This is a genomic window from Vibrio profundi (genome assembly GCF_043642225.1).
In the GTDB taxonomy this organism is placed as follows: Bacteria; Pseudomonadota; Gammaproteobacteria; order Enterobacterales; family Vibrionaceae; genus Vibrio; species Vibrio profundi_A.
Map to the genome: position 1 here is coordinate 1 of NZ_JBHZSF010000013.1, position 20,328 is coordinate 20,328.

Annotated in this window: 17 protein-coding genes and 3 pseudogenes; 12 read left to right on the top strand and 8 right to left on the bottom strand. The window is 44.7% G+C overall.

Going from position 1 to position 20,328, the window contains the following annotated elements:
• Positions 1–125: 125 nt before the first annotated feature.
• Both ACHUFI_RS17360 and ACHUFI_RS17365 read right to left on the bottom strand, forming a co-directional pair.
• Positions 126–305 carry a hypothetical protein gene (locus ACHUFI_RS17360; protein WP_394251638.1) on the bottom strand — a complete coding sequence of 60 codons (180 nt, stop codon included), beginning with the start codon at positions 303–305 and terminating at the stop codon, positions 126–128.
• Between the two features lie 176 nt (positions 306–481).
• Positions 482–1,284: pseudogene (locus tag ACHUFI_RS17365) on the bottom strand (IS110 family RNA-guided transposase); the annotation flags it as partial.
• Between the two features lie 697 nt (positions 1,285–1,981).
• On the opposite strand from ACHUFI_RS17365, the gene ACHUFI_RS17370 reads away from it, so the two are divergent.
• The 5 genes from ACHUFI_RS17370 to ACHUFI_RS17390 all read left to right on the top strand — a co-directional run bounded on the left by ACHUFI_RS17370 (position 1,982) and on the right by ACHUFI_RS17390 (position 7,798).
• Positions 1,982–2,173, top strand: coding sequence for a hypothetical protein (locus ACHUFI_RS17370; protein WP_394251401.1), 192 nt, complete (start codon positions 1,982–1,984; stop codon positions 2,171–2,173).
• A 33-nt stretch (positions 2,174–2,206) separates the two neighbouring features.
• Positions 2,207–3,484: a radical SAM protein gene (locus ACHUFI_RS17375; RefSeq protein ID WP_394251403.1), complete on the top strand. Its 1,278-nt coding sequence runs from the start codon at positions 2,207–2,209 to the stop codon at positions 3,482–3,484.
• Positions 3,485–3,687: 203 nt separating this feature from the next.
• Entirely contained in the window at positions 3,688–4,737 is a 1,050-nt protein-coding gene (locus ACHUFI_RS17380) for an HlyD family efflux transporter periplasmic adaptor subunit (protein ID WP_394251405.1), read from the top strand.
• Entirely contained in the window at positions 4,734–5,420 is a 687-nt protein-coding gene (locus ACHUFI_RS17385; RefSeq protein ID WP_394251407.1) for an ABC transporter ATP-binding protein, read from the top strand. Before ACHUFI_RS17380 ends, ACHUFI_RS17385 begins: the two co-directional genes overlap by 4 nt.
• A complete protein-coding gene (locus tag ACHUFI_RS17390; protein ID WP_394251409.1) occupies positions 5,417–7,798 on the top strand; it encodes an FtsX-like permease family protein in 2,382 nt (793 codons plus the stop codon). The genes ACHUFI_RS17385 and ACHUFI_RS17390 overlap by 4 nt, the downstream gene beginning before the upstream one ends.
• A gap of 94 nt (positions 7,799–7,892) precedes the next feature.
• Here ACHUFI_RS17390 and ACHUFI_RS17395 read toward each other — a convergent pair.
• The 3 genes and pseudogenes from ACHUFI_RS17395 to ACHUFI_RS17405 all read right to left on the bottom strand — a co-directional run.
• Positions 7,893–8,592 (bottom strand): annotated as a pseudogene (locus tag ACHUFI_RS17395) (methionine synthase); the annotation flags it as partial.
• 279 nt (positions 8,593–8,871) lie between these two features.
• Positions 8,872–9,396 carry an endonuclease gene (locus ACHUFI_RS17400; protein ID WP_394251411.1) on the bottom strand — a complete coding sequence of 175 codons (525 nt, stop codon included), beginning with the start codon at positions 9,394–9,396 and terminating at the stop codon, positions 8,872–8,874.
• Between the two features lie 4 nt (positions 9,397–9,400).
• Positions 9,401–9,589, bottom strand: a complete 189-nt coding sequence (locus tag ACHUFI_RS17405) for a hypothetical protein (RefSeq protein WP_394251413.1) — start codon at positions 9,587–9,589, stop codon at positions 9,401–9,403.
• A gap of 82 nt (positions 9,590–9,671) precedes the next feature.
• Between ACHUFI_RS17405 and ACHUFI_RS17410 the strand changes: the two genes are divergently transcribed.
• From ACHUFI_RS17410 to ACHUFI_RS17440, 7 genes and pseudogenes are all read left to right on the top strand, one after another.
• Positions 9,672–9,842 (top strand): SOS response-associated peptidase family protein, encoded by a 171-nt coding sequence (locus tag ACHUFI_RS17410; RefSeq protein WP_394251640.1) that lies wholly within the window; start codon positions 9,672–9,674, stop codon positions 9,840–9,842.
• 368 nt (positions 9,843–10,210) lie between these two features.
• A pseudogene (locus ACHUFI_RS17415) lies at positions 10,211–10,453 on the top strand (IMP dehydrogenase); the annotation flags it as partial.
• Positions 10,454–10,788: 335 nt separating this feature from the next.
• Positions 10,789–11,640, top strand: coding sequence for a C13 family peptidase (locus ACHUFI_RS17420; RefSeq protein ID WP_394251415.1), 852 nt, complete (start codon positions 10,789–10,791; stop codon positions 11,638–11,640).
• Positions 11,641–12,475: 835 nt separating this feature from the next.
• A complete protein-coding gene (locus ACHUFI_RS17425; RefSeq protein WP_394251417.1) occupies positions 12,476–12,772 on the top strand; it encodes a hypothetical protein in 297 nt (98 codons plus the stop codon).
• A gap of 328 nt (positions 12,773–13,100) precedes the next feature.
• Positions 13,101–13,412: a hypothetical protein gene (locus ACHUFI_RS17430; RefSeq protein WP_394251419.1), complete on the top strand. Its 312-nt coding sequence runs from the start codon at positions 13,101–13,103 to the stop codon at positions 13,410–13,412.
• 337 nt (positions 13,413–13,749) lie between these two features.
• Positions 13,750–13,908 carry a hypothetical protein gene (locus tag ACHUFI_RS17435; protein ID WP_394251421.1) on the top strand — a complete coding sequence of 53 codons (159 nt, stop codon included), beginning with the start codon at positions 13,750–13,752 and terminating at the stop codon, positions 13,906–13,908.
• Positions 13,909–13,991: 83 nt separating this feature from the next.
• Positions 13,992–14,747 (top strand): hypothetical protein, encoded by a 756-nt coding sequence (locus ACHUFI_RS17440; RefSeq protein ID WP_394251423.1) that lies wholly within the window; start codon positions 13,992–13,994, stop codon positions 14,745–14,747.
• Positions 14,748–14,835: 88 nt separating this feature from the next.
• On the opposite strand, the gene copI is transcribed toward ACHUFI_RS17440, so the two are convergent.
• The 3 genes from copI to ACHUFI_RS17455 form a co-directional block, all read right to left on the bottom strand.
• On the bottom strand, positions 14,836–15,381 hold the full coding sequence (copI, locus tag ACHUFI_RS17445; RefSeq protein ID WP_394251642.1) for a copper-resistant cuproprotein CopI: 546 nt from the start codon (positions 15,379–15,381) through the stop codon (positions 14,836–14,838).
• Between the two features lie 96 nt (positions 15,382–15,477).
• Complete coding sequence (locus tag ACHUFI_RS17450) at positions 15,478–18,609, bottom strand: efflux RND transporter permease subunit (protein ID WP_394251425.1); 3,132 nt, start codon at positions 18,607–18,609, stop codon at positions 15,478–15,480.
• Positions 18,606–20,327 carry an efflux RND transporter periplasmic adaptor subunit gene (locus tag ACHUFI_RS17455; RefSeq protein WP_394251427.1) on the bottom strand — a complete coding sequence of 574 codons (1,722 nt, stop codon included), beginning with the start codon at positions 20,325–20,327 and terminating at the stop codon, positions 18,606–18,608. Before ACHUFI_RS17455 ends, ACHUFI_RS17450 begins: the two co-directional genes overlap by 4 nt.
• Position 20,328 lies beyond the last annotated feature (1 nt).

Here is a 20,328-nt window from a genome sequence, read left to right on the forward strand (position 1 = left end):
ACCTCCAGTTCTTCAGCGTGTACTAAGTCAGTATGGCACGCAGAGTGTCAGGTAGAGGGAGTCCATATCATTCGTTATGTGCTTGGAAGAAATATGTGAGCTCAAAGTTCTGAGCTCATGTTTGATTAAGGGTGGATAATAATTTGATCGCCGGATGTGACCAGTTTCGCCTTATTGTGCTTTATTAATTGTGCGGCACAAGATGGCGTGACTGCTTGTATATCACCTTTAGCTTTCATGGTCATTGATTCCCACACTTGATCTCTATATTTGCCAGTTTGAGTGTATTGTATTAGAACTTTCATCATTTTACTCTGCTTGTTGTTGAGTACTAATAACATTAGGTGGTTAACTAAGGTTACACATCTGTTAAATATGAAACATAAGATTAACTAAATGGTTTCAAACGAACTGTAAAAAATATGGTAAGCTATAGTGTTACTTTAGCAACGCACATAACAAGAGACTATGGCGTCAATAGTTAATTTTTGGCGCTATTCTTATCCCACATAACACCGTCCCTTAGCATCGAATTCAGTACCCCCCTATCTTTCTCATGCAGGCAACGATTGCTACTTTTTTGGGTTTTCCCGCCGAAAATAATCGTTTATAGGTCGCCTTAAAAACCGGGTTACACTGTATGGCCGACATCATTGCCATGTATAAAACGGTGCGAACTTGAGCACGCCCACCCTGGATCATCCGCTTACCTTTGAGTCGTCCACTTTCTCTCGTTAATGGAGCAACCCCGATAAGTGAGGAAGCTTGCTTATTGGTGATAAAACCGAGCTCTGGAACATTACTGATGATAGACGCGGATGCTATTTTTCCTATTCCCGGTATGCTTTGTAGTATCTCATTTTTTGCTTGGTACTCAGGGCAGGTATCGATAAGTTTTGATATCTTTTCTTCTACTTTAACGATTTGATTTTTAAGGGCGGTTAAAATTGGCTTGATTGAAGAAGCGAGGCTCTGAGGCAAAATCTGTAGTCGGTTTTTCTCCATCGTCTGCATAGAAAGCAGCTGATTACGCCTTGTAACTAAGTCACTCATTAACCGTATGTTTTCGCTTTTTAGTTGTGCCAGTTTAGGTTAGATAGCTTGACCAAAGTGGGTAATAAGGGCGGCATCTAGACGGTCATTCTTAGCTCTTCGTCCAATGGCTCCTGCGAATCTTTTAACGTGCAGTGGGTTCGCAATAACATAGGGTAACTTTGCTTTATCACAGGCAAATATGAAGGGCATTTCAAGCCGCCCTGTTGCTTCGATAACAATGCGGCTAGGTCGATCATCCCAACGCTCGGCATTTTCGGTTTGCTTTGAATTTAGTGTTTAAGGTGGTATGCAGAAGTATCGGTATCGCGTTGCTCACCTATATGGTCTCCCCCAGTTTTGCAAGCCAGCAGTATGATTAAAAGCGCAGGTTAGCTTCCATATATACGGCCTGTTTAACGGCTATTGCTTTGGCCAAGATGAGGAAGTCGAACACGAAGTTCTAATCAACTTATCGACTTTAAAAGCCAGTGTGAGCAATAGGTTTTCAACGTGTAGGATTTATCCTGTTATTCATCTCACTACGTACTTTGCAAACGGTTGTTGATGTATGTTTTATGCGGGTTGATATTCTTCGTTTTTGGAACAGTGGTAATGGTGCAGATCATTGGGCACCTATTACGCCGATTTGATTGAGTGGTTTTTTATGAGCGCCTCCTGATATCTAGATTGTTACTACTACCGATATGGCCGCGAAATAAAAGCTAGTGATGGAAAGATTGATGGTCAATTTTCTCATGTGAATCAACATCTAGCCTGACGTAACTTACACATGGCGTTGTGGCTTATGCAAGGGCCTATGTTCGGTTCGCGCTCAGCCACTATGCGCGGTATTGAAATAACTAAATAATGATTAATTAGTACGCTTTGTTTTTTTTAGAGGTAACTTTCCTTTTGAAACATTCAACAATGATCAGGAAGCCATATTATGGGTATGAGTTATCTAGAGTCAGAGCGTCTAAGTCTAAGTGGAAGTGTAGAACAACGGGTTGCAGCATTAGAGGTATCGTTCAGCGATATAGGGCTTACTGTGGACCCAAATGAATTACGTTCATTTGATTGGTCACTTACATCATCTCAAGTCAACTCTCCGACATGGAACTGGGTCTACCGTTTTTAGTGAATCAAAATCAAAAAAATTGGAGCACCCAATATGGGAAACTCAACAACTGGTATTGGTGGGAGTGAGCACCTGTCGACCTATGCGCGTTTTGCAGCACAAGTGGTTGGTTCGATCCCCGCGGAATCACTGTTAGAAGCGGACGACTTAGCAGCCTTTGTGTCACAGAAAAAGCGCCGGGGCCGGGAAGTCGATTTAGGTATCACCCTGAATGCCAGAAAAGTAGTGGTGGTGCTAAAAGCAACGCGGCGCTGCAATTTACGCTGTACGTATTGTAATTCGTGGTCTGACAACCCCAGGAATATCATGTCAATGCGTACACTCATCACCGTTATCGCCCGCATCTTATCTGTGGTCAATGTCACGCGTTTTGAATTTGTTTGGCATGGCGGTGAAGTCACTTTGCTCAACCCACATTTTTTTAAAACACTCATTTGGCTCCAGCAACAATTTAGGCAACCGGGGCAAGAAATCACCAACGCTCTGCAAACCAACGCGATCGACCTTAGCGATGAGTGGTTGATATTTTTAAACGGCGCCGGGGTGCCCGTGGGGATCAGCATTGATGGCTATCCGGCCATCAATGACTCAAGACGAATTGACTTGTTGGGGCGGGGAACGTCAAAAAGGGTTGAAAAAGGCATCCAACAATTACGTGATTATAGTATTCCCTATGGAGCTTTGGTGGTCGTGGATAGAGCCGTCAGCCAAAGCGATTTAAACCAACTGTTTGATTATTTTAAGCGGACACGTATCAATGCGATCGAATTCTTGAACATTGTGCCTGACAATCGTGTTGCTTCGGGCGCGCTCAATGATCCCTCTTATATCAATTATCGCGAGTACATTCAGTTTTTGTGTGAGGCGTTTAGTCTTTGGTATTCCGGCTATAAAGACAGTATTAGGGTCAATCTGTTCAATGAAATCATGGACAAAATGGCTCATGAGGACGCGATACTGTCGTCCTGTTACTGGTCGGGAAACTGCTCGCAGGAAGTGGTGACCGTAGAGCCCAATGGTGAAATAACGCCATGTGACAAGTTCATCGCTGACGAGGGCAGCCAGTACGGTTCGTTGTTGGAACAAAATATCGATGCGTTGCTCAGTCACTCTGAGTACAACCAACGATTGCGTCAGGAGGAGCGCGATGCGTATAAATCTATGCAGGACTGTGAATGGTTCTCTCTCTGTCATGGTGGGTGTCCTCACGACAGGATCATCAACCGGCGACACGACGGTTCTTATCAAAATCAATGTTGTGGTACGGACCAGTTGTTTGAGCTGATCAGTCAGACCTTGAGGGTGGCATGAAGGTTCCTGAGAGGAAAAAAGCGAGTCAGCGCCTTTGGCGAACGGTGCAATGGAGCGGATTGGCCGCGCTTGCCCTCTGGGCGGTCGGTGCGCTGTATTTGCGGTCTTTGGGGGATGCCTCGGGAGATCCCCTTCCACTGAGGACTACGGTGATCGTCAGCTCTTTCAAAAAAAAGGCCATTGTTTATGGGAAAATGAGGCCTTTGAAGTATCGAGTTTTAGTGGTGGAATCCCCGGGAATTGTCATCGATAAGTCAAAACAGGGGGGCGACTTGGTGAGTGCTGAAACCACGGTGATCACCTTGTCTAACCAAGCACTGAATCGAGAATATCAATTGGCTGAATTAGAACTGAAAGCGGTAAGGGCAGATCACAATACCTTAATATACCAGTTAGAAGAACAGGCCCTCAATCTCGCCAGTGAAGTCGAATTATTGGATGCAGAACTGAGAACTCAACAAGCGGAACTCAAAGCCAAACAGGCGTTAGAAGGGCAACAAGTCATCTCTCAACTCGAAATACAAAAAGCCGAGATGCATTTTGAACAGGCGACCATTAAAAGCCGAGTCGCAAAAAGGAAATTGGCCAGCTTCAATAATACACGGGCGATAAAACGGCAAGCCAGTGAACTGAGATTGGATAAAGTTAAAGGCCTAACCGCCATGAAAAAAAAAGCGTTAAGCGCTCTCCAAGTGAATGCTGGTCTGGACGGTGTGCTGCAAGATCCTGAACGTTCTATCGACCTAGGGCAGTGGTTGCCACAAGGTACAGTGGTCGGTGTGGTGACCAGCAAAGAAGATATGCTTGCAGAAATGAGGATCAACGCGCGCCTCGCCGATGCCCTAGTGATGGGAATGAAAGTCGAACTTCAAATCGGACGCGAGGCTGTTTTTGGGGAAGTAGTGGGGGTGTCACCAAACGTGAAAGACAGTCAGATCACTTTCCGAGTTGGGAATTTATCCAAGCAAGCGATGCTGGCTCGACCGGACATTGAAGTGACTGGTGAAGTCGTCCTATTTTCGGTCGACAATGCATTGACCATTGCTATGCCTCCACATTACCACAACTCGTCGGAGGTGCAGCTATATGTCAAGTCGACCCATGGTTATCAATTGAGAAATGTACAAGTCATACAATCCAATGGTAAACAGCTCGCGCTTGGACTGGGGGTAAGTGCTGGCGATACCATTTTGTTAGTGGATCCCGCCGATTACAATTTTTCTGAACAGATACAATTGGAGGTATCGTCGTGAGACAACGTTTAATTAAGGTAGAGAAGCTTAGCAAATTATTTTACGACCACCGTCTGGAAACGCAGGTTTTGCATGACATATCGATGGAAGTCTATGAAGGCGATATGGTAGCGATCGTGGGCGCTTCAGGTTCAGGAAAATCGACCTTGCTGTCTATTTTGGGGTTATTAGAAACCTTTCACATTGGCCACTATGAGCTATGTGGAGAGCCCGTCTATACGTTATCTGATGAGCAGATGGCTACATTAAGAGCGCAACACATCGGATGGGTTTTTCAACAGTTTCTTTTATTGTCTGACATGACGGTGTTGGAAAATGTCATGATGCCTTTGACGAACCATAAAGGCATGACTCGCAGGCAGAGGATCGAAAAAGCGCAGGAAAAACTTACGCTGGTTGGAATGCATGACAAGGTGAGACTTTACCCCAGCCAACTTTCAGGAGGGCAGCAGCAAAGGGTGGCTATTGCTCGGGCGTTGGTCGCAGAGCCTGAGTTAATTTTGGCTGATGAGCCCACCGGTAATCTTGATTCAGTCAACTCACAAAAGATTTTTGAACTGCTTCAGACTCTGAACAGCCAAGGGCGGACAGTGCTATTAGTCACTCACTCCAAGTCGTTGGCCGAGCAATGCCGAAAACGTTACCTGATGGTGGACGGGGTCTTATTGGACACAAGCGAATGATGGAAATAACGTACGCAATACGTCAGTGGAAAGCGAAAAAGCTAGAGTTCATCACTTTGATCTTGTGCCTTTCTATTATGGTGGCTTTATTTGCTGCGACAGCTACTATCCAACCCTGGTTAGATGATACTAGCCCGTCTTGGCTGTCGAAGAAGCATGCCTATGCCACCATTTTGCTGGAAAAACTGGACAGCACGACGGCGCTAGCTAGCACCAAGCAGCTTAGAGAGATAGAGGGCAGCAATGGTATAACGGCACTCTATCGAATTGGTTTTGAGGATATTGATGTTGACCTCAATGGTAACAATACCCAGCTTAGAGCAGTGTTCATTGATCCCAAACTTTTGCCGCTTCTCAACATTCCGTCTTTACCCTCCACACCTGAGGCATTCAATCAAGGGGTTTGGCTGTCATCTGCGCGTTATCATCCGTCGGAAGGCGCCGAACGTTCGTCGACCAGCTTTGTGATGACGGGGAGTAAGCGACATTTTCCCGTAATGGGCTATCTACCTGAGTCATTTCAGATACCAGATCTGGGACCTGTGGATGTGTTGCTTTCAACGGAGCACTACTTGTCGAGCATGACGGTGGACTTTGGCGACCAGCCGCCCCCTGCACAATTTCTGGATAAGGTATTTGCGAGTCTTGCGGATAATTCACCTATGTTTGCAGGTATTGCTGTGCTTGCTGAGGGCTATGAATCGGATGATCTGGCTCTCGAAGGGCAAGGGCGCGATGTGGGAACACAAAGCAATGTGACGACACTCAGTACCGCGCAGTCACTCCAGCTTAAGGGGTATGATGGGATCAATTTCGCACCGGCCAAAAGGATCCGTATTATCAATCAGTGGACCTTGATGCTTTGGGTTTCTGGCGTATTTGCGGTGGTTTCTTTTGTCTCACTGGTCACCCACGCCATCAATATCTATTTTCGTCGTGAGCATGAACTGACATTAAGACGAGCGGTAGGCGCCAACAATTACAGATTGCTTTACCTCGTGCAGCTAACCAACATTCCTTTGTGCGTAGTTGTGACGATCGTCTCTGCGATCTTATACCTATTGGTCATCGATTATTTGAACGTTAATCAGCCAAATGCCATTATTGAAGTCACCCAAGCCGCACTTGGTTGGGCGTGGTCTCGCGCCACCGTGTTCATGGTGTTGTTGGTGTTTATTTGTACGTTAGTCCCTTCGCTTTTGTTGCTGGATACTCGTTTATTCTTAAGAGATCAAATTGGAAGTCAAAGCCGGTTGCAGGTGGCGGTATGGTGGATCACAACCAGTGTGCAATCGACGGTTGGGTTTGCCGCTTGTTTACTGTCGATAGCACTGTTGTATAGTCAATATGCTATCTATAATCAGCATACCTTTGAGGAGGGGAACTCGGAGTGGGCACTCACCCTCGCCAAGCACCAAGGTGAGATCAATGTCGAAAATGTACTGTCGGCTGTCGAAGGTGAACCGGTGGGGGTTGCCCTGTCTCCCTTCGTACTGAATCACAGTTACAGTACTCCGATCAGGCTGGAAGCGGCCAAAGAATCTAGACACATCCCCATCAACGTCATCAATGTTTCTGATGGGTATCTGGATGTGTTGGGGGCGGTTTGGATCGCGGGGGCTCCTGACTTAAAATCCGGTGTTATTGTTAATCGAACATTTCTGAATGTCTTTGATGTATCCGCAAGTCAGTTATTAGGGCATCGGATCTACAGTAGTCAAACTGCATTTGGCTTAAAGGAGAATCAACCGATACGCATCGTCGGGGTGATTGAAGATATTAGCCCGATAGGACCATTGTGGCAGACTTCACCGGCTATTTATCTACCGATTGTATCTGATTTCAGGCAGACGGCAGGTCCTGTGTATATCGTGGCAAAACATTCCGCTGATCTCAGCGTTCAATTGACTGCGATTCAGAACGCCTCGGTATTGGCGACATTACAAGACAGGGGTACACTTTCTTCGCAACAGGTTGAAGCAAACGCTGAAGGTCTTCTCTTAGTTCGATCTGGGTTTTATTTAGCGTTAATCGTGTTGGTTACGGTACTGATTAACTTATTCAATATGTCCGTTACCTACTTCACCTTATTTGAGCTTCGTTTCGGCATACAAATGGCGCTGGGGTGGACAAAGCGAAGAATTTTGCTCCACATAGTCAAACGGGCAGCGACCATTTTTCTGGTCTCCGTCGTGGGTGGAGTGAGCGTTTGCTATGCTCTCTACGAGTCGATAAATCGGCAATTCTCATTGGAGATCAGGGAGCCATGGATCGTATTGGTCGCGATGGCTGTTTTTGCCGTCGTGTCTGGCGTATCGGCAATTTGGCCCTCGATTCAGTGGTTGCGTCGCTCCATCCGAACAATGCTAAATACATAGATGATTTTTTTGTGGTGCTGAAAAGTACGTGATATCAACAGAAAACCTACTTGATACCACGTACTATTTAGTTAAAAAGAGAATACGCTGATTTTTAATAATTCTCTGAAAGCTCTTTACGAACAATCTCTGCACCTGCACTTAGTGCATTTAACTTAGTTGAGGCAATTTCGCGAGGTAGGGGTGCCATGCCACAGTTAGTACAAGGGTAGAGCTTGTCTGCATCTACAAACTTAAGTGTTTCTCTCAGAGTGTTGGCCACTTCTTCTGGTGTTTCAATGCAATCGGTCGCTACATCAATCGCACCAACCATCACTTTCTTTCCTCGAACAAGTTCAAGTAGTTCAAGTGGCACATGAGAGTTGTGACACTCTAAAGAGATAATATCGATATTCGATTGCTGCAGCTTAGGAAATACTTCTTCATACTGGCGCCACTCAGTGCCCAGTGTCTTTTTCCAATCTGTGTTTGCTTTGATGCCGTAGCCATAGCAAATATGTACTGCGGTTTCGCATTTAAGCCCTTCAATGGCTCTTTCTAAGCAGGCTATTCCCCAATCATTCACTTCATCAAAGAACACGTTAAATGCAGGTTCATCGAACTGAATAATATCAACGCCTGCAGCTTCAAGTTCTTTGGCTTCTTCGTTGAGGATCTTTGCAAATTCCCACACCAGTTTCTCACGGCTTTGGTATTGCGCATCGTAAAGCGTATCTATCATCGTCATAGACCCCCGGAAGCGCCCATTTGATCGGTTGGTCGGTCTGCTGACGTAAGAATTTCGCATCTTCAACATTTCTGAGAGGCAACGTTTGGAATAACCATAACGCAGTTTCCACTCCTCGTTGAGCCAGAGAGTTTCTGGTTACCCCGAGAGGTTTCGGGGGATGACCATGTTCCCAGAAAGGCGGTCCCTTTCTTAAAAGGATGTTTCTTTGAATGACACAATAAAACCGCTGAAATGGCAACCTTAGATAGGTTGGTGATTGAACATTTCATCGGTAACTCTCAAAAGGGCAAAGGTCAATTCGCGAAACTAGCGGCTAGCATTGATGTCCCCATATCAGTTGCGCCTAGCCAGGTTCATCGATAAAAGGATTTCGATTCCCTTGAATGATGTCTACGCGATCGTTTCGTCTGCGTTCAAAGTCTGTCGGACCCAATGTGTGGTGCCATTCCAGCAATGCACAGAGATCGCCAATCTTTCCTTCTTTGGTGATCTGGTTTCCATGGATAAGTTGTAAGTCTCCCATTTGTTCATCTGGCGTATTGTCTGTTTCTTCGTATCTCACCGCCATATAGAACATCATTCTCGCGACTTGTCCTTTAGCTCGACTAGGCGGCTCGAATGACGATTGTGCTTTGTCCTTTTCCGCTTCGGTCTTTACCTTTGTACCATCTGATTTCTTATCAAACAGACTTTCCCCACCGACGTTATACCCTAGATTAGAGTGAGCATTGTTGGCATTCCTATCTGCGGGTCTTATGGTGTAGGTCTGTATAGCCATCTTGGGAGGGCTTCTTGAAGCTTCGTGACTTGGGCCAGACGTGCTCTCTTTCCCATGTATCATGACCTCCGGAGCCTCTATTAGCAGCATCTACTCACACGATGTTCCCGGTGTACAGCAGAACGACTTCGTCGCAATCAAATCTATCGTGCTCACACGCAGCGTCGGTATAGGTAAGCACTTCCCACACATCGATGTTTTGTCCATCTTGCCAATTGTCATTACCGGACTTACCTCTAGCCTCAGAGTAGTAATCAATAGGGGGCGTAGCATACGTGATCAAAGGAACCGTAAGTAGGCAGCCGATTAGCGCTATGCATCAACTAGATTTATCTTGGGGTATTAAACCAAACTGGGCTAAGAGAATGCTAATTAATGCTCAAGCGGAGACTGTCTCGATAAAGCCTACATTCAAACAATCTTTCTCAAATAATCGAGTTATCGTTCCATGCTCAGTTTGGTATGAGTGGACGAATATCAATGAAAAAAGCAAAAGTACCTATTCAAGCATCCTGATGATTTGCCAATCTATATAGCGGCTATTGCACTTGAGCATAATGAGAAAGTAGTCTCTCTGACCACAAGACCAAATGAACAGTGTGGTGAATATCATCACATAATTCCGTTGCTTATCGAAAGAGCTGACGTGGCGAAATGGTTGACAGGGAGCCCGTTAGACTTGGATGTTCTACTGGGAATCTCCCTTAGATATTAGTCTGGCTAGTAATGTTTCTAGAAATAATTAGATTAGCGTTATCAGATAATCGGCTAAAAAGTGGCGACAAAAATGGCGACACTCGTTGAAAAACAGCGTTATTTACCGAAAAAATTTCCAATAAATGCTGGGGTTATATACAGATTTTAGGTTTTATATTATTGTTTTAAATGGATTTTAATTTTTTCTGTAAAGTTATATGGAATGTCTTCAGAGTCGGCAATGGCTAAGCACTCTAGTGGTGCGGCTGAAGGTAAAACTGTTTTACTTCCATTCCGTGGCGACGTAAATGACACTATCTCAGACATCCTTAGCGGTGTACGTTCAACTTGTACATACGTAGGCGCAGCAAAGCTTAAAGAGCTAACCAAGCGTACTACTTTCATCCGTGTACAAGAGCAAGAGAACAACGTTTTCGGTAAAGAGAAGTAAGCTTATCGCTTAAAACGACAGTTTGAAATTTAGAGAAAGAGCCACTAACTAGAAGCTCTTTTTTTGCCTGAAATTTTTGAGCGTCTGCCATAAGGAAACTAAACCTTAGGTAGTTAAAGATAAAGGTAACTGAAGGTAAAGTTGTTACTAGCGTTTGGCTTACTGTGAGGAACAAGAAGTCGGGTCAGTCGCATAACGCGGTTAAATGTTTGGTGAGTGGCATACTTGTCTTGTAATGGCAAATTATCATCGAATATTCTTCAGCTTGTTAAAACTCATTGCATATATTTGATTATGCATTTCTGCGCGATTACCTCAATTAGGGACGATGACTCGTGAATGATTCTAAGCTTCAATCTCCTATTCTAAATTTCTACTTTGTTAAAATTATGCTCATTGGATTATCTCTGGGTTTGATATCTGGTTGTGCGAACCAAGAAATGTTGAACGCTCAACTGGCGCTTGTCGAACAAAATACAGCAGAATTGCTGTCTGAGAGGCCAGATACTACAGATGTGTATTATGTCGGTTTTGCAGCGGACTCGACTCTTAAAGTGTTCAGCAACGAAGTGAACTATGCGAAGAAATTACTAGATGATCAGTTTGGGACAAAGGGGCGTTCCGTAGTACTTCTTAATAACAGTAAAACGGCCTTTGAGATCCCAATGGCGACACAGCATAACCTCGACGAGACACTGCGAAATGTATCGGATGTTATGGATAAAGAAGACGATATGCTATTTGTGTTCTTAAGTGGACACGGAACGTTTCATGGTGATGAATACGGTTTGTATATCAACTACGGGCCCAATCATAAAGGGATGATCACCCCTCAAGCTCTGAAAAAATCGCTTAGTGAAACAGATGTGAAATGGAAAGTGTTAATCGTGTCGGCTTGTTTCTCTGGTCACTTTGCCGATGAGATCGCAGACTCACATACACTCGTTATTACAGCAAGTGATCCACATAATCCATCTTTTGGATGTAGTTCCGCTGATGAATACACGTATTTTGGAGAGGCATATTTTGTTAGCCAGCTTCCTAAAACTCTGTCTTTGATAAAAGCATTTGAAGCCGCGAAGAAAGAAATCACGGAAAAAGAAAATGCGATGGGATTCCCAAACTCCAATCCTACTATGGCTGTGTCGCAACCGATTGAAGATAAGCTGAGTGAAATAAATCTTTAGGTTGGTTTACTTAGCAAACCCTTTCATCTGAATTTCCCCCATAACCTAGCTCCTTGGACAACCGCAAGAATGGTCAGTCATGATCTGTGAGTTGTCCTACTGTCACCGAGCGTTTAGTTCAAGTATGCTCTACGTTCGGCAATTACAATCTATTTTCTTTTCATATTTCGCTCAAAACCATCCGTTAAACCAATAAAAATAAACGTATAGCGCTAATTTTAAGAGTAACAATTATTTCTAATGTTTTCGAATGAATGAAAATGCCATAACGAAGCACCATCCTGTTTCGAAACGTGAACTAAACACACGCTCACATTATTTAGAAAATTATTTTCTAATGGGATGCTAGTACTCACTCACACGCTCTAAATTTGCTTTTCTTTGAAAATTCATGGGTTACATGGCGTGATTTTTTTGCATTCCTTTTCAGCTTCTTTTGATTGCGTCAGTACGTTGCTGTGTAAACAAATTACATCGTTTGGGGAAGTGACTATTCTTCAGAGATGACTATTCTTAATATTCTATAGAGATCTCCTCAAAGAAAATAACCCAAAAATTCGATAGCGATCTGTATGGATGTACAGTATATTGTCGGAGCCCTAGTTGGGTTGGTTAAAAATCGTCGAATGCTATGGAGAACTTTGGTCGCTTAAGTTGGCACCACTGCTCTTGTGGAAAATTATTGTCACTTTGTATATTAGATGGTGACAGCTTCGGTGGGTTTTGTGATGTTAATGTCTGATTAATATAATAAAAATATAAATGGTTATCAGCGTTGATTGAAAGGTTTGAGATAAGTGAAGATCTCACGCAGCGGTAAATTGGAGAGGTACTTATGAATTACGATTGCTCAAAATACGAATTGATTGATAATCAGAACGCGCTATTTCACTTAGATTTTGATTTTAAAAATTATGATCTTGTGCTTAGCCGAGACGATCTTCGGAGCTTGGAAAATCTAGATCTTGAAGATAAACGTCGTTTTGTTTCTAAGAAAGGAATCGAGTTTAAGCAGTTGGAAGATTCGGTATCATTTAGTTATTCTGTGCCTAATGGTACTCGCTTAGACGTGTACCCAAGCTTACCAAAATTTAGATCCTTAGTGCTTGGTGCGCTCAGCCGTATGGGATGATTTCCCTTTTCCTGTTTTATTGACAATGGCGCCAGATGGGCGCCATTGTTTTTTCGTTAAGATAAAAAGACAAGCGGAATTTTTTCTCTCACGATTAACAGTAGGTTCTCAAAATCCGGCTAGTTTAGGTATTTAACTCGTATAAATTGAGCTTTTATCCAGTTTTTATTGCGCAACGGATTTTTTATGTCGTTTTCATTTCAACTAAGTTGTTGGGCGCGAGCGTTGCTTGGGCTTTTCAACTTCAAATTAGCCAATAAAACACTGTTCATTAAGTTATTCTTTCGATAGTATCTATAAATCTTTTCTTATTTTATAGAGTGGTTAGATGAGATATTGGTTCGCTGGATTGTTTTTGTTCCCCCATTTGGTTTCGGCTGAAGAGGTGGTTATCGCTTTTGATTCGTCTTTTGGGCAAAGCAACATCGAAGCTCCAGGCCCTGAAATGAATTGTCAAAGCGTAGTGTGTGTCAATCGAACAGAGGTGACTTCGGTGCCGACGCTGAACATCACGCCCGCGCCAGTGAACAAGAGCAATGAAACGCTCGATGCCGTTGGAAGTGCGCTATATATCATTGGAGAAATGGGGTTTGCTGAAAACTTATCAGATGACAATTTTCGAAGATATCCATCTAACTAAAGTTTGGTCCTAAAAAAGCTTGATCGCTGGGTGTGGCTACATAGGCATGCATCGATAGCGTCGGGAGACCAAAAACAAGGTAATGCCTACCCGCAATTGAATATTGAATAACCTCAAATAGCCCATGATGTGATTTTACACGTAAGTGTTTGGGCACACGATAATTACATTGTGGCTGCTATTGGTTATTATGATGTTCAGCCCCTCAACAATGGAATTCAACATGGATTCAACGGAATTTCTCGATTATTTACGGAAAGAGTTTGAATAGTACCGACAAATCCCAAGTCACGAATGTGAGCGGTTAAGGGAGAAAAAGGCTTTTCTGAATGGCCTCATGACTAGTGCTAAGATCTTTGGTGTTAGCTTCGATGAACTACAATCGGTCGTGGATAGTGCAGAGGCGAATGCGATAATGGCTGTCACTTTATCTGAGAATGAAAGCATTTTAGATGTTCCGACTTTCATTCGCCCTGATATTAAAGTCACTCTGTAGCAACGGATAGACCAGTAGCGGTTAATGGGGGCAGGGTAGTTGTCGCACTCTGTTCTTGATTAATTTCTCCAATTGAAATTCTTATGTCTTTGTTCATTACCTTTTTATGCCTCGTCATTCCTTTCGCGGTCCTTATTGGCGTTCACAATCTCATCGCTCGCTTTGTTATGCCTTCTGTTTCTCGCTCTCCTGTCAGTAGATCTTTGTATTATGGCTCAGCATTAGTCGGCACTCCTATTCATGAATTGTCGCATGCTATCGTCGCGGTAATGTTTGGCCATAAAATTGAAAAAATCAGCCTGATTAACTTCAGCCACGATGGTCGGCTAGGCTATGTAATACACCGCTGGAATAAAGGTTCGTTGTATCAAAATATGGGCTTGTTCTTTATTGCAATGGCTCCTTTGTTGTCTGCCATCATCATTCTCAATATGGGAAGTAGTTTTCTCGATATTTCGACCTATACATACCCGTATCAAAATAATGTGGCGAATTGGCCAAGCGTGTTTTATCGAAATATGGCTCACTTTGTAGAGAAGATGATGGTATATCGGCAAGACATAGGGTGGATTGTATTGGGATCAATCATTTGTTTTCACTGCATTCCAAGTCGAAGCGATTTCAATAATGCACTTAAAGGTTCGTTGATTGTTTTTGTTATGCTTGCCGCTTTTTTGACTATCTGCCATTGGATGGGGTGGCAATCGGTTAATGACAAGTTGTTTTCAGTTTGGCTGATGGGGATAGGAGCGTTGAACTTGATATTTCTTTCTTCAATCCTGTGGTGGCTAATTTTAGGCAGCGCGTCACTATTGTTTAGGCGCCAGGGCGTGATTTAACGATTGGTGCGCTTTTAATCGGGGAAAAGCATGAATGGTAATAGCTGTGCAATCACCGCTATTACCATCTGCATTACAGGGGGGGAGATTAGAGCTTTATTGACTTCACCATTCCAGCTTCAGCGTGCCCCGGGATATTGCATGCAAACTCGATGTTGTTATCACCGTGGAAATGCCAAAGTAGTTGCTTCGCCTTTCCAGGTTTAACTGTTACTGTGCTGCCGCTATCGTGTGCGTGACCCGAAGTCATGGCTTTCATCATTTCTCGATGCTTTATTTGCTCTGACATTGAGCCAATGGAAAACTCATGGTCGATCTTACCAGTATTCATGACAACAAATTGCACAACATCGTTAGGCTCAATTTTGACTTCTTTTTTGAAAGTGATGCTCATGTCATCAGCTAATATTACATGAACAACTTTGTCAGGTTTCGCGCCCTTCGCTGGCATACCTACTTCCGACATACCTTCCATATTCATCATTGATGAATGGTCCATTTTCATTGAGCCATGATCCATTTGAGAGTGATCCATTTTCATCGAACCATGGTCCATTTTGGAATGGTCCATTTCATCAGCGATAGCAAAAGAAGAAGTCAGAGTCAGTGTTAATGCGAGTAGTGATTTTTTCATCATAGATTCCTTTGTTTTTGTGGGCTCGTCGAATGCCTTTTGAGCACATACGTCGAACGAGCCAATACTTTTTGATTGAGTGCTAGGAGAGCATCGCTAGCTGTTGTTTTTGGTTATTTCTTGAGACTTCCATAGCTTAAAGACGGCTGGAATCACAAGAAGGGTAAGGAGTAGCGCTGAAGCCATACCACCGATCATCGGAGCGGCGATTCGCTGCATGACTTCTGAACCTGTCCCATCGCCATACATGATTGGAATGAGTCCGATGATGACTGTAAGAACCGTCATCATTACTGGGCGAACGCGTAATCCGGCACCTTCGCGAATCGCGTTGGTTAAGTCTTCTAAGCTAAGTGGCTGTTTGTTTTCCTGAGCATCAAGCTTTTTGTAATGCCAAGCCTGATTGAGGTAGACCAACATGATCACGCCGATCTCGACAGCGACGCCTGCTAGAGCGATAAAGCCGACGCCAACCGCGATAGAGAAGTTGAAACCGAGCACATGCATAAGCCATAACCCGCCCACCATCGCCAGTGGCAGAGTCGACATGATGATGAGCACTTCACCGACACGCCTAAAGCTGAAGTAAAGTAAGAGCATAATGATCGCCAGAGTGATCGGAACCACCATGCTTAATCGTTCTTTAGCTCGTTCCATGTATTCGTATTGCCCAGACCACGCGATAGAGTAACCAGCTGGAAGCACTAAGTTTTCCGCGACGACTTGCTGCGCTTCTTGAACATACGAGCCTAAGTCACGGTCTTCGATGTCGACGAATACCCAGCCGTTCGGGCGTGCGTTTTCGGTTTTAATCATCGGAGGGCCGTCTTCGTAACGAATGTCTGCGACATCAGCTAAGGCGATACGCGCACCGTTTTGCGTCACTAGAGGCAGGTTTTGCAGTTTGACGACAGAATCGCGGTAGTCTTGCGGGTATCGAACGTTAATTGGGTAACGTTCTAATCCTTCGACGGTTTCACCGACATTCATGCCACCAACAGCAGTGGAAATCACTAACTGAACATCTTTGATACTTAACCCATAACGGGCAGCAGCGCGGCGCTTAATGTCGATGGTGACATAACGTCCACCGGCTACACGTTCGGCATACACAGAGGCTGTACCTGAAATGCCATTCAATATTGGTTCTAGGTCTGCGCCAATACTTTCAATGACCTTCAAGTCTGGACCGGCGATTTTGATGCCGATCGGTGTCTTAATACCGGTTGCGAGCATATCGATACGCGTTTTGATTGGCATAACCCACGCGTTGGTTAAGCCTGGGAATTGCACCAGTTCATCGAACTCTTTACGCAGCGATTCGGAAGTGACACCTTCGCGCCATTGGTCGCGAGGCTTCAACTGAATCACACTCTCGATCATTGTGAGAGGTGCAGGGTCGGTAGCGGTTTCTGCTCGGCCGATTTTTCCCCATACCGTTTCGACTTCTGGAACAGTTTTAATGAGTTTATTGGTTTGTTGCAGCACCTCACGGGCTTTACCAATCGAAATACCAGGGTAGGTCGTCGGCATGTACATTAGATCGCCTTCATCTAAGGGCGGGATGAATTCACTACCTAATTTGCTCGTCGGATAGTAAGCCGAAGCCATTAAACCGATCGCCAATACAATCATGGTCTTCGGGTAATTTAAGCTCAATGTGAGCAACGGGCGATAAAGGGCAACCAAACCGCGGTTCACTGGGTTTTTATGCTCGGGTAATACTTTCCCTCGAATAAAATAGCCCATCAGCACAGGAACCAAAGTAATGGCTAGGCCTGCAGAAGCGGCCATAGCATAGGTTTTGGTAAAGGCTAGCGGCGAGAACATTTTGCCTTCTTGCCCTTCAAGTGCGAATACGGGAACAAAGCTCAGGGTGATGATGAGCAGAGAGAAGAATAGTGGTGCGCCCACTTCTTCAGCCGCTTTGGTGATCACTTGCCAACGGTTTTTGTCGGTCAGTGGTGTTCGCTCGATATGCTTGTGAACGTTCTCTATCATGACGATAGCACCATCAACCATAGCGCCAATCGCAATCGCAATGCCGCCGAGAGACATGATGTTTGCGTTGATACCTTGCCAGTGCATGACGATAAATGCCGACAATATTCCTACAGGCAAACTCAACGCGATGACGAGTGAAGAACGAATGTGGAACAAGAACAGTGCACATACGATCGCCACAACGAAGAACTCTTCCGCTAACTTTTTCCATAAGTTTTCAACGGCTGAGTCGATCAAGGTCGAGCGGTCGTAAGTGGCGACAATTTCCACGCCTTCTGGCAAACCACGTTGTAGCTCTGCGAGTTTAGTTTTTACATTTGCAATCACTTCACTGGCGTTCTCACCAAATCGCATAACGATGACACCGCCAACGGCTTCTCCTTCCCCATTGAACTCAGAAATGCCACGACGCATTTGTGGCCCTAGGTTAATGTCTGCAATGTCACCAAGCAGAAGCGGTGTGCCTTTGTCTGTGACTTTTAACGGCAATGATTGAATATCTTCAATGTTGGATAGGTACCCCGTTGTGCGAACCATATGTTCAGCTTCGGCCACCTCGATTACAGAAGCTCCAGTTTCTTGGTTGCCATTCTGGATAGCCATATTGACTTGCTGCAAGGTCAGGTCATAAGCACGCAGTTTTGCGGGGTCGATTTGCACTTGATATTGCTTGACCATGCCACCAACCGTCGCGACTTCCGATACGCCGTTAACGGTCTGAAGCTCGTACTTTAAAAACCAGTCTTGAAGGCTTCTTAGCTCAGCGAGATCGTGATTACCCGTTTTGTCTTGCAAAACGTAGCTGTAAACCCAACCCACACCGGTAGCATCTGGGCCAAGTGTTGGCTTTGCGCTGTCTGGCAAGTTCGGGGCGACTTGGCTTAGATATTCAAGCACACGTGAACGAGCCCAATACATATCGGTATTGTCATCGAAAATGATGTACACGTAGGAGTCACCGAAGAAGGAATAACCTCGCACCGTTTCTGCTCCCGGTACCGCTAACATTGCCGTGGTAAGTGGGTAGGTAACTTGATCTTCGACTACCTGAGGTGCCTGCCCCGGATAGCTGGTCTTTATGATGACTTGTACGTCTGATAAATCAGGAATGGCATCGACAGGCGTGTTCTTAACACTGTAAAGGCCGCCTAAGGTCAAAAAGATAGAGGCAATCAGCACCAAAAATCGGTTGTTGATCGACCATCGGATAATCGCTCCAATCATTGCTCAGCTCCTTCCACTTGCAGTTCACGAAGCGCGAAGTCACTTCCTTCTTTAGCGACTAGAAATCGTACCTTTTGGCCTTCAACGAATTGGCTAAGATCCAATTCTTCACTGACTGAAAAGTTAATTTCTCCGGCTTGCCAATCCCATTCAGTAACAGGGGAGTGTTGTAGTGTGATCATGCCGAAATCGGGCATGACCATACTCACTTCACCGGTAACCCACACTTCACTTAAGGCTTTGGCTGTGTCGATTTTGAAATCAACGATCTCATATTGGCCAGATTCCTTTTGTTCCATTTCAAAATCAATAACTTGGCCGTTTTCTAGTTCCGCTAAGTCTACATCTTCTGAAAAGTTGAAATTCATCACCATGCCCGGCCAATCCCACTCTGGAACCGGCTTATGATTGATGGTTGCCATGCGATGATCTTTCATTAAATCAGTGATCTGACCTTGAGCCCAAACTGTCTCAGCTTCAGGTTCAACACCATTGATACGCGATAAGTCTGCTGACTGGCTGGATTCCGAATCCAGCATAAAGTGTGCCGATGTTACGACGGTATCTTGCTCTGTTAACCCTTGTAGAACCTCGACTTGGCTTCCCGCTTCACGGCCAACTTCGATACGTGCTGAGCGATATTTTCCATCGCCTTCTGAAAGTACTACTCGGCTCATTCCTCCTGAACGGATGACCGAGGACTTAGGAATGGTTAACGCGAATTCGTCGGTAACAGGTTGCAAAGCAATATTGGCGAACATGTTAGGCTTTAGCGCACCATTCGAGTTGTCAAACTTCAATCTCATTCGAATCGTACGAGTTTTGGGATCTAGGATAGGGTAGACATAGTCCACTTCTCCCTGCCAAGTTTGGCCGGGAACGGCGTCTAATGTCATAGCGGCACTGCTTCCTGACTCGATCCAATGGGCTTGTCGTTCAAAGACTTCAGCATCCACCCACACTTCATTAAGTGGTCCTGCACTAATAACCGCTTGAGACGGGGACAGATATCCACCTTCTCGGATATTAAGACTAGCAATCACACCATTATCAATTGCCTTGATATCAATGGTTTGAGATGCCTTTCCTCGTTTAACGATTTGCTTAATCTGGGCACGATCTACACCCAAAGTCACCAAGCGCTCCGTTGCTCCGTTAATCAGCCCTTTGCGTTGTGTTCGATAGGCATTAAGGAGTTCTTCTTGGGCTTTGACGAGTTCCGGAGAATACAGAGTGAAAAGCACTTCGCCTTTCTTCACTTTTTCTCCAACAGCATTGATGTATAGCTTTTCTACCCATCCCGCGACGCGGACATTGGTTTGCCATAAGCGACTTTCATCAAAAGCGATATAACCAACCGTTTCGATTCGCGGCGACAGCTTCTCTAAAGATACTTGTGCTGTTTTGACACCAAGGTTATTTTCGACGGAAGCGTCTATTCTTATGGTCCCTGGTTTGTCATCGCCACCGGCCAAATCATCGGCGTACACAGGAATCAAATCCATGCCCATTGGTGATTGTCCTGGCTTGTCTCGCTGGTAGTTCGGGTCCATTGGTGCAACCCAATACAGTGGCTCGTTTGAGTCAGATACCATGCTCGAATCTGTAGACATGGTGTCGTGAGACATCGAACCGTTGGAAATAAGGAAGTGATTAGCGCTAAAACCAATAGCACTGCCTACCAACAAAGCGATTGTTGCAACTTGCATTGTTTTCATT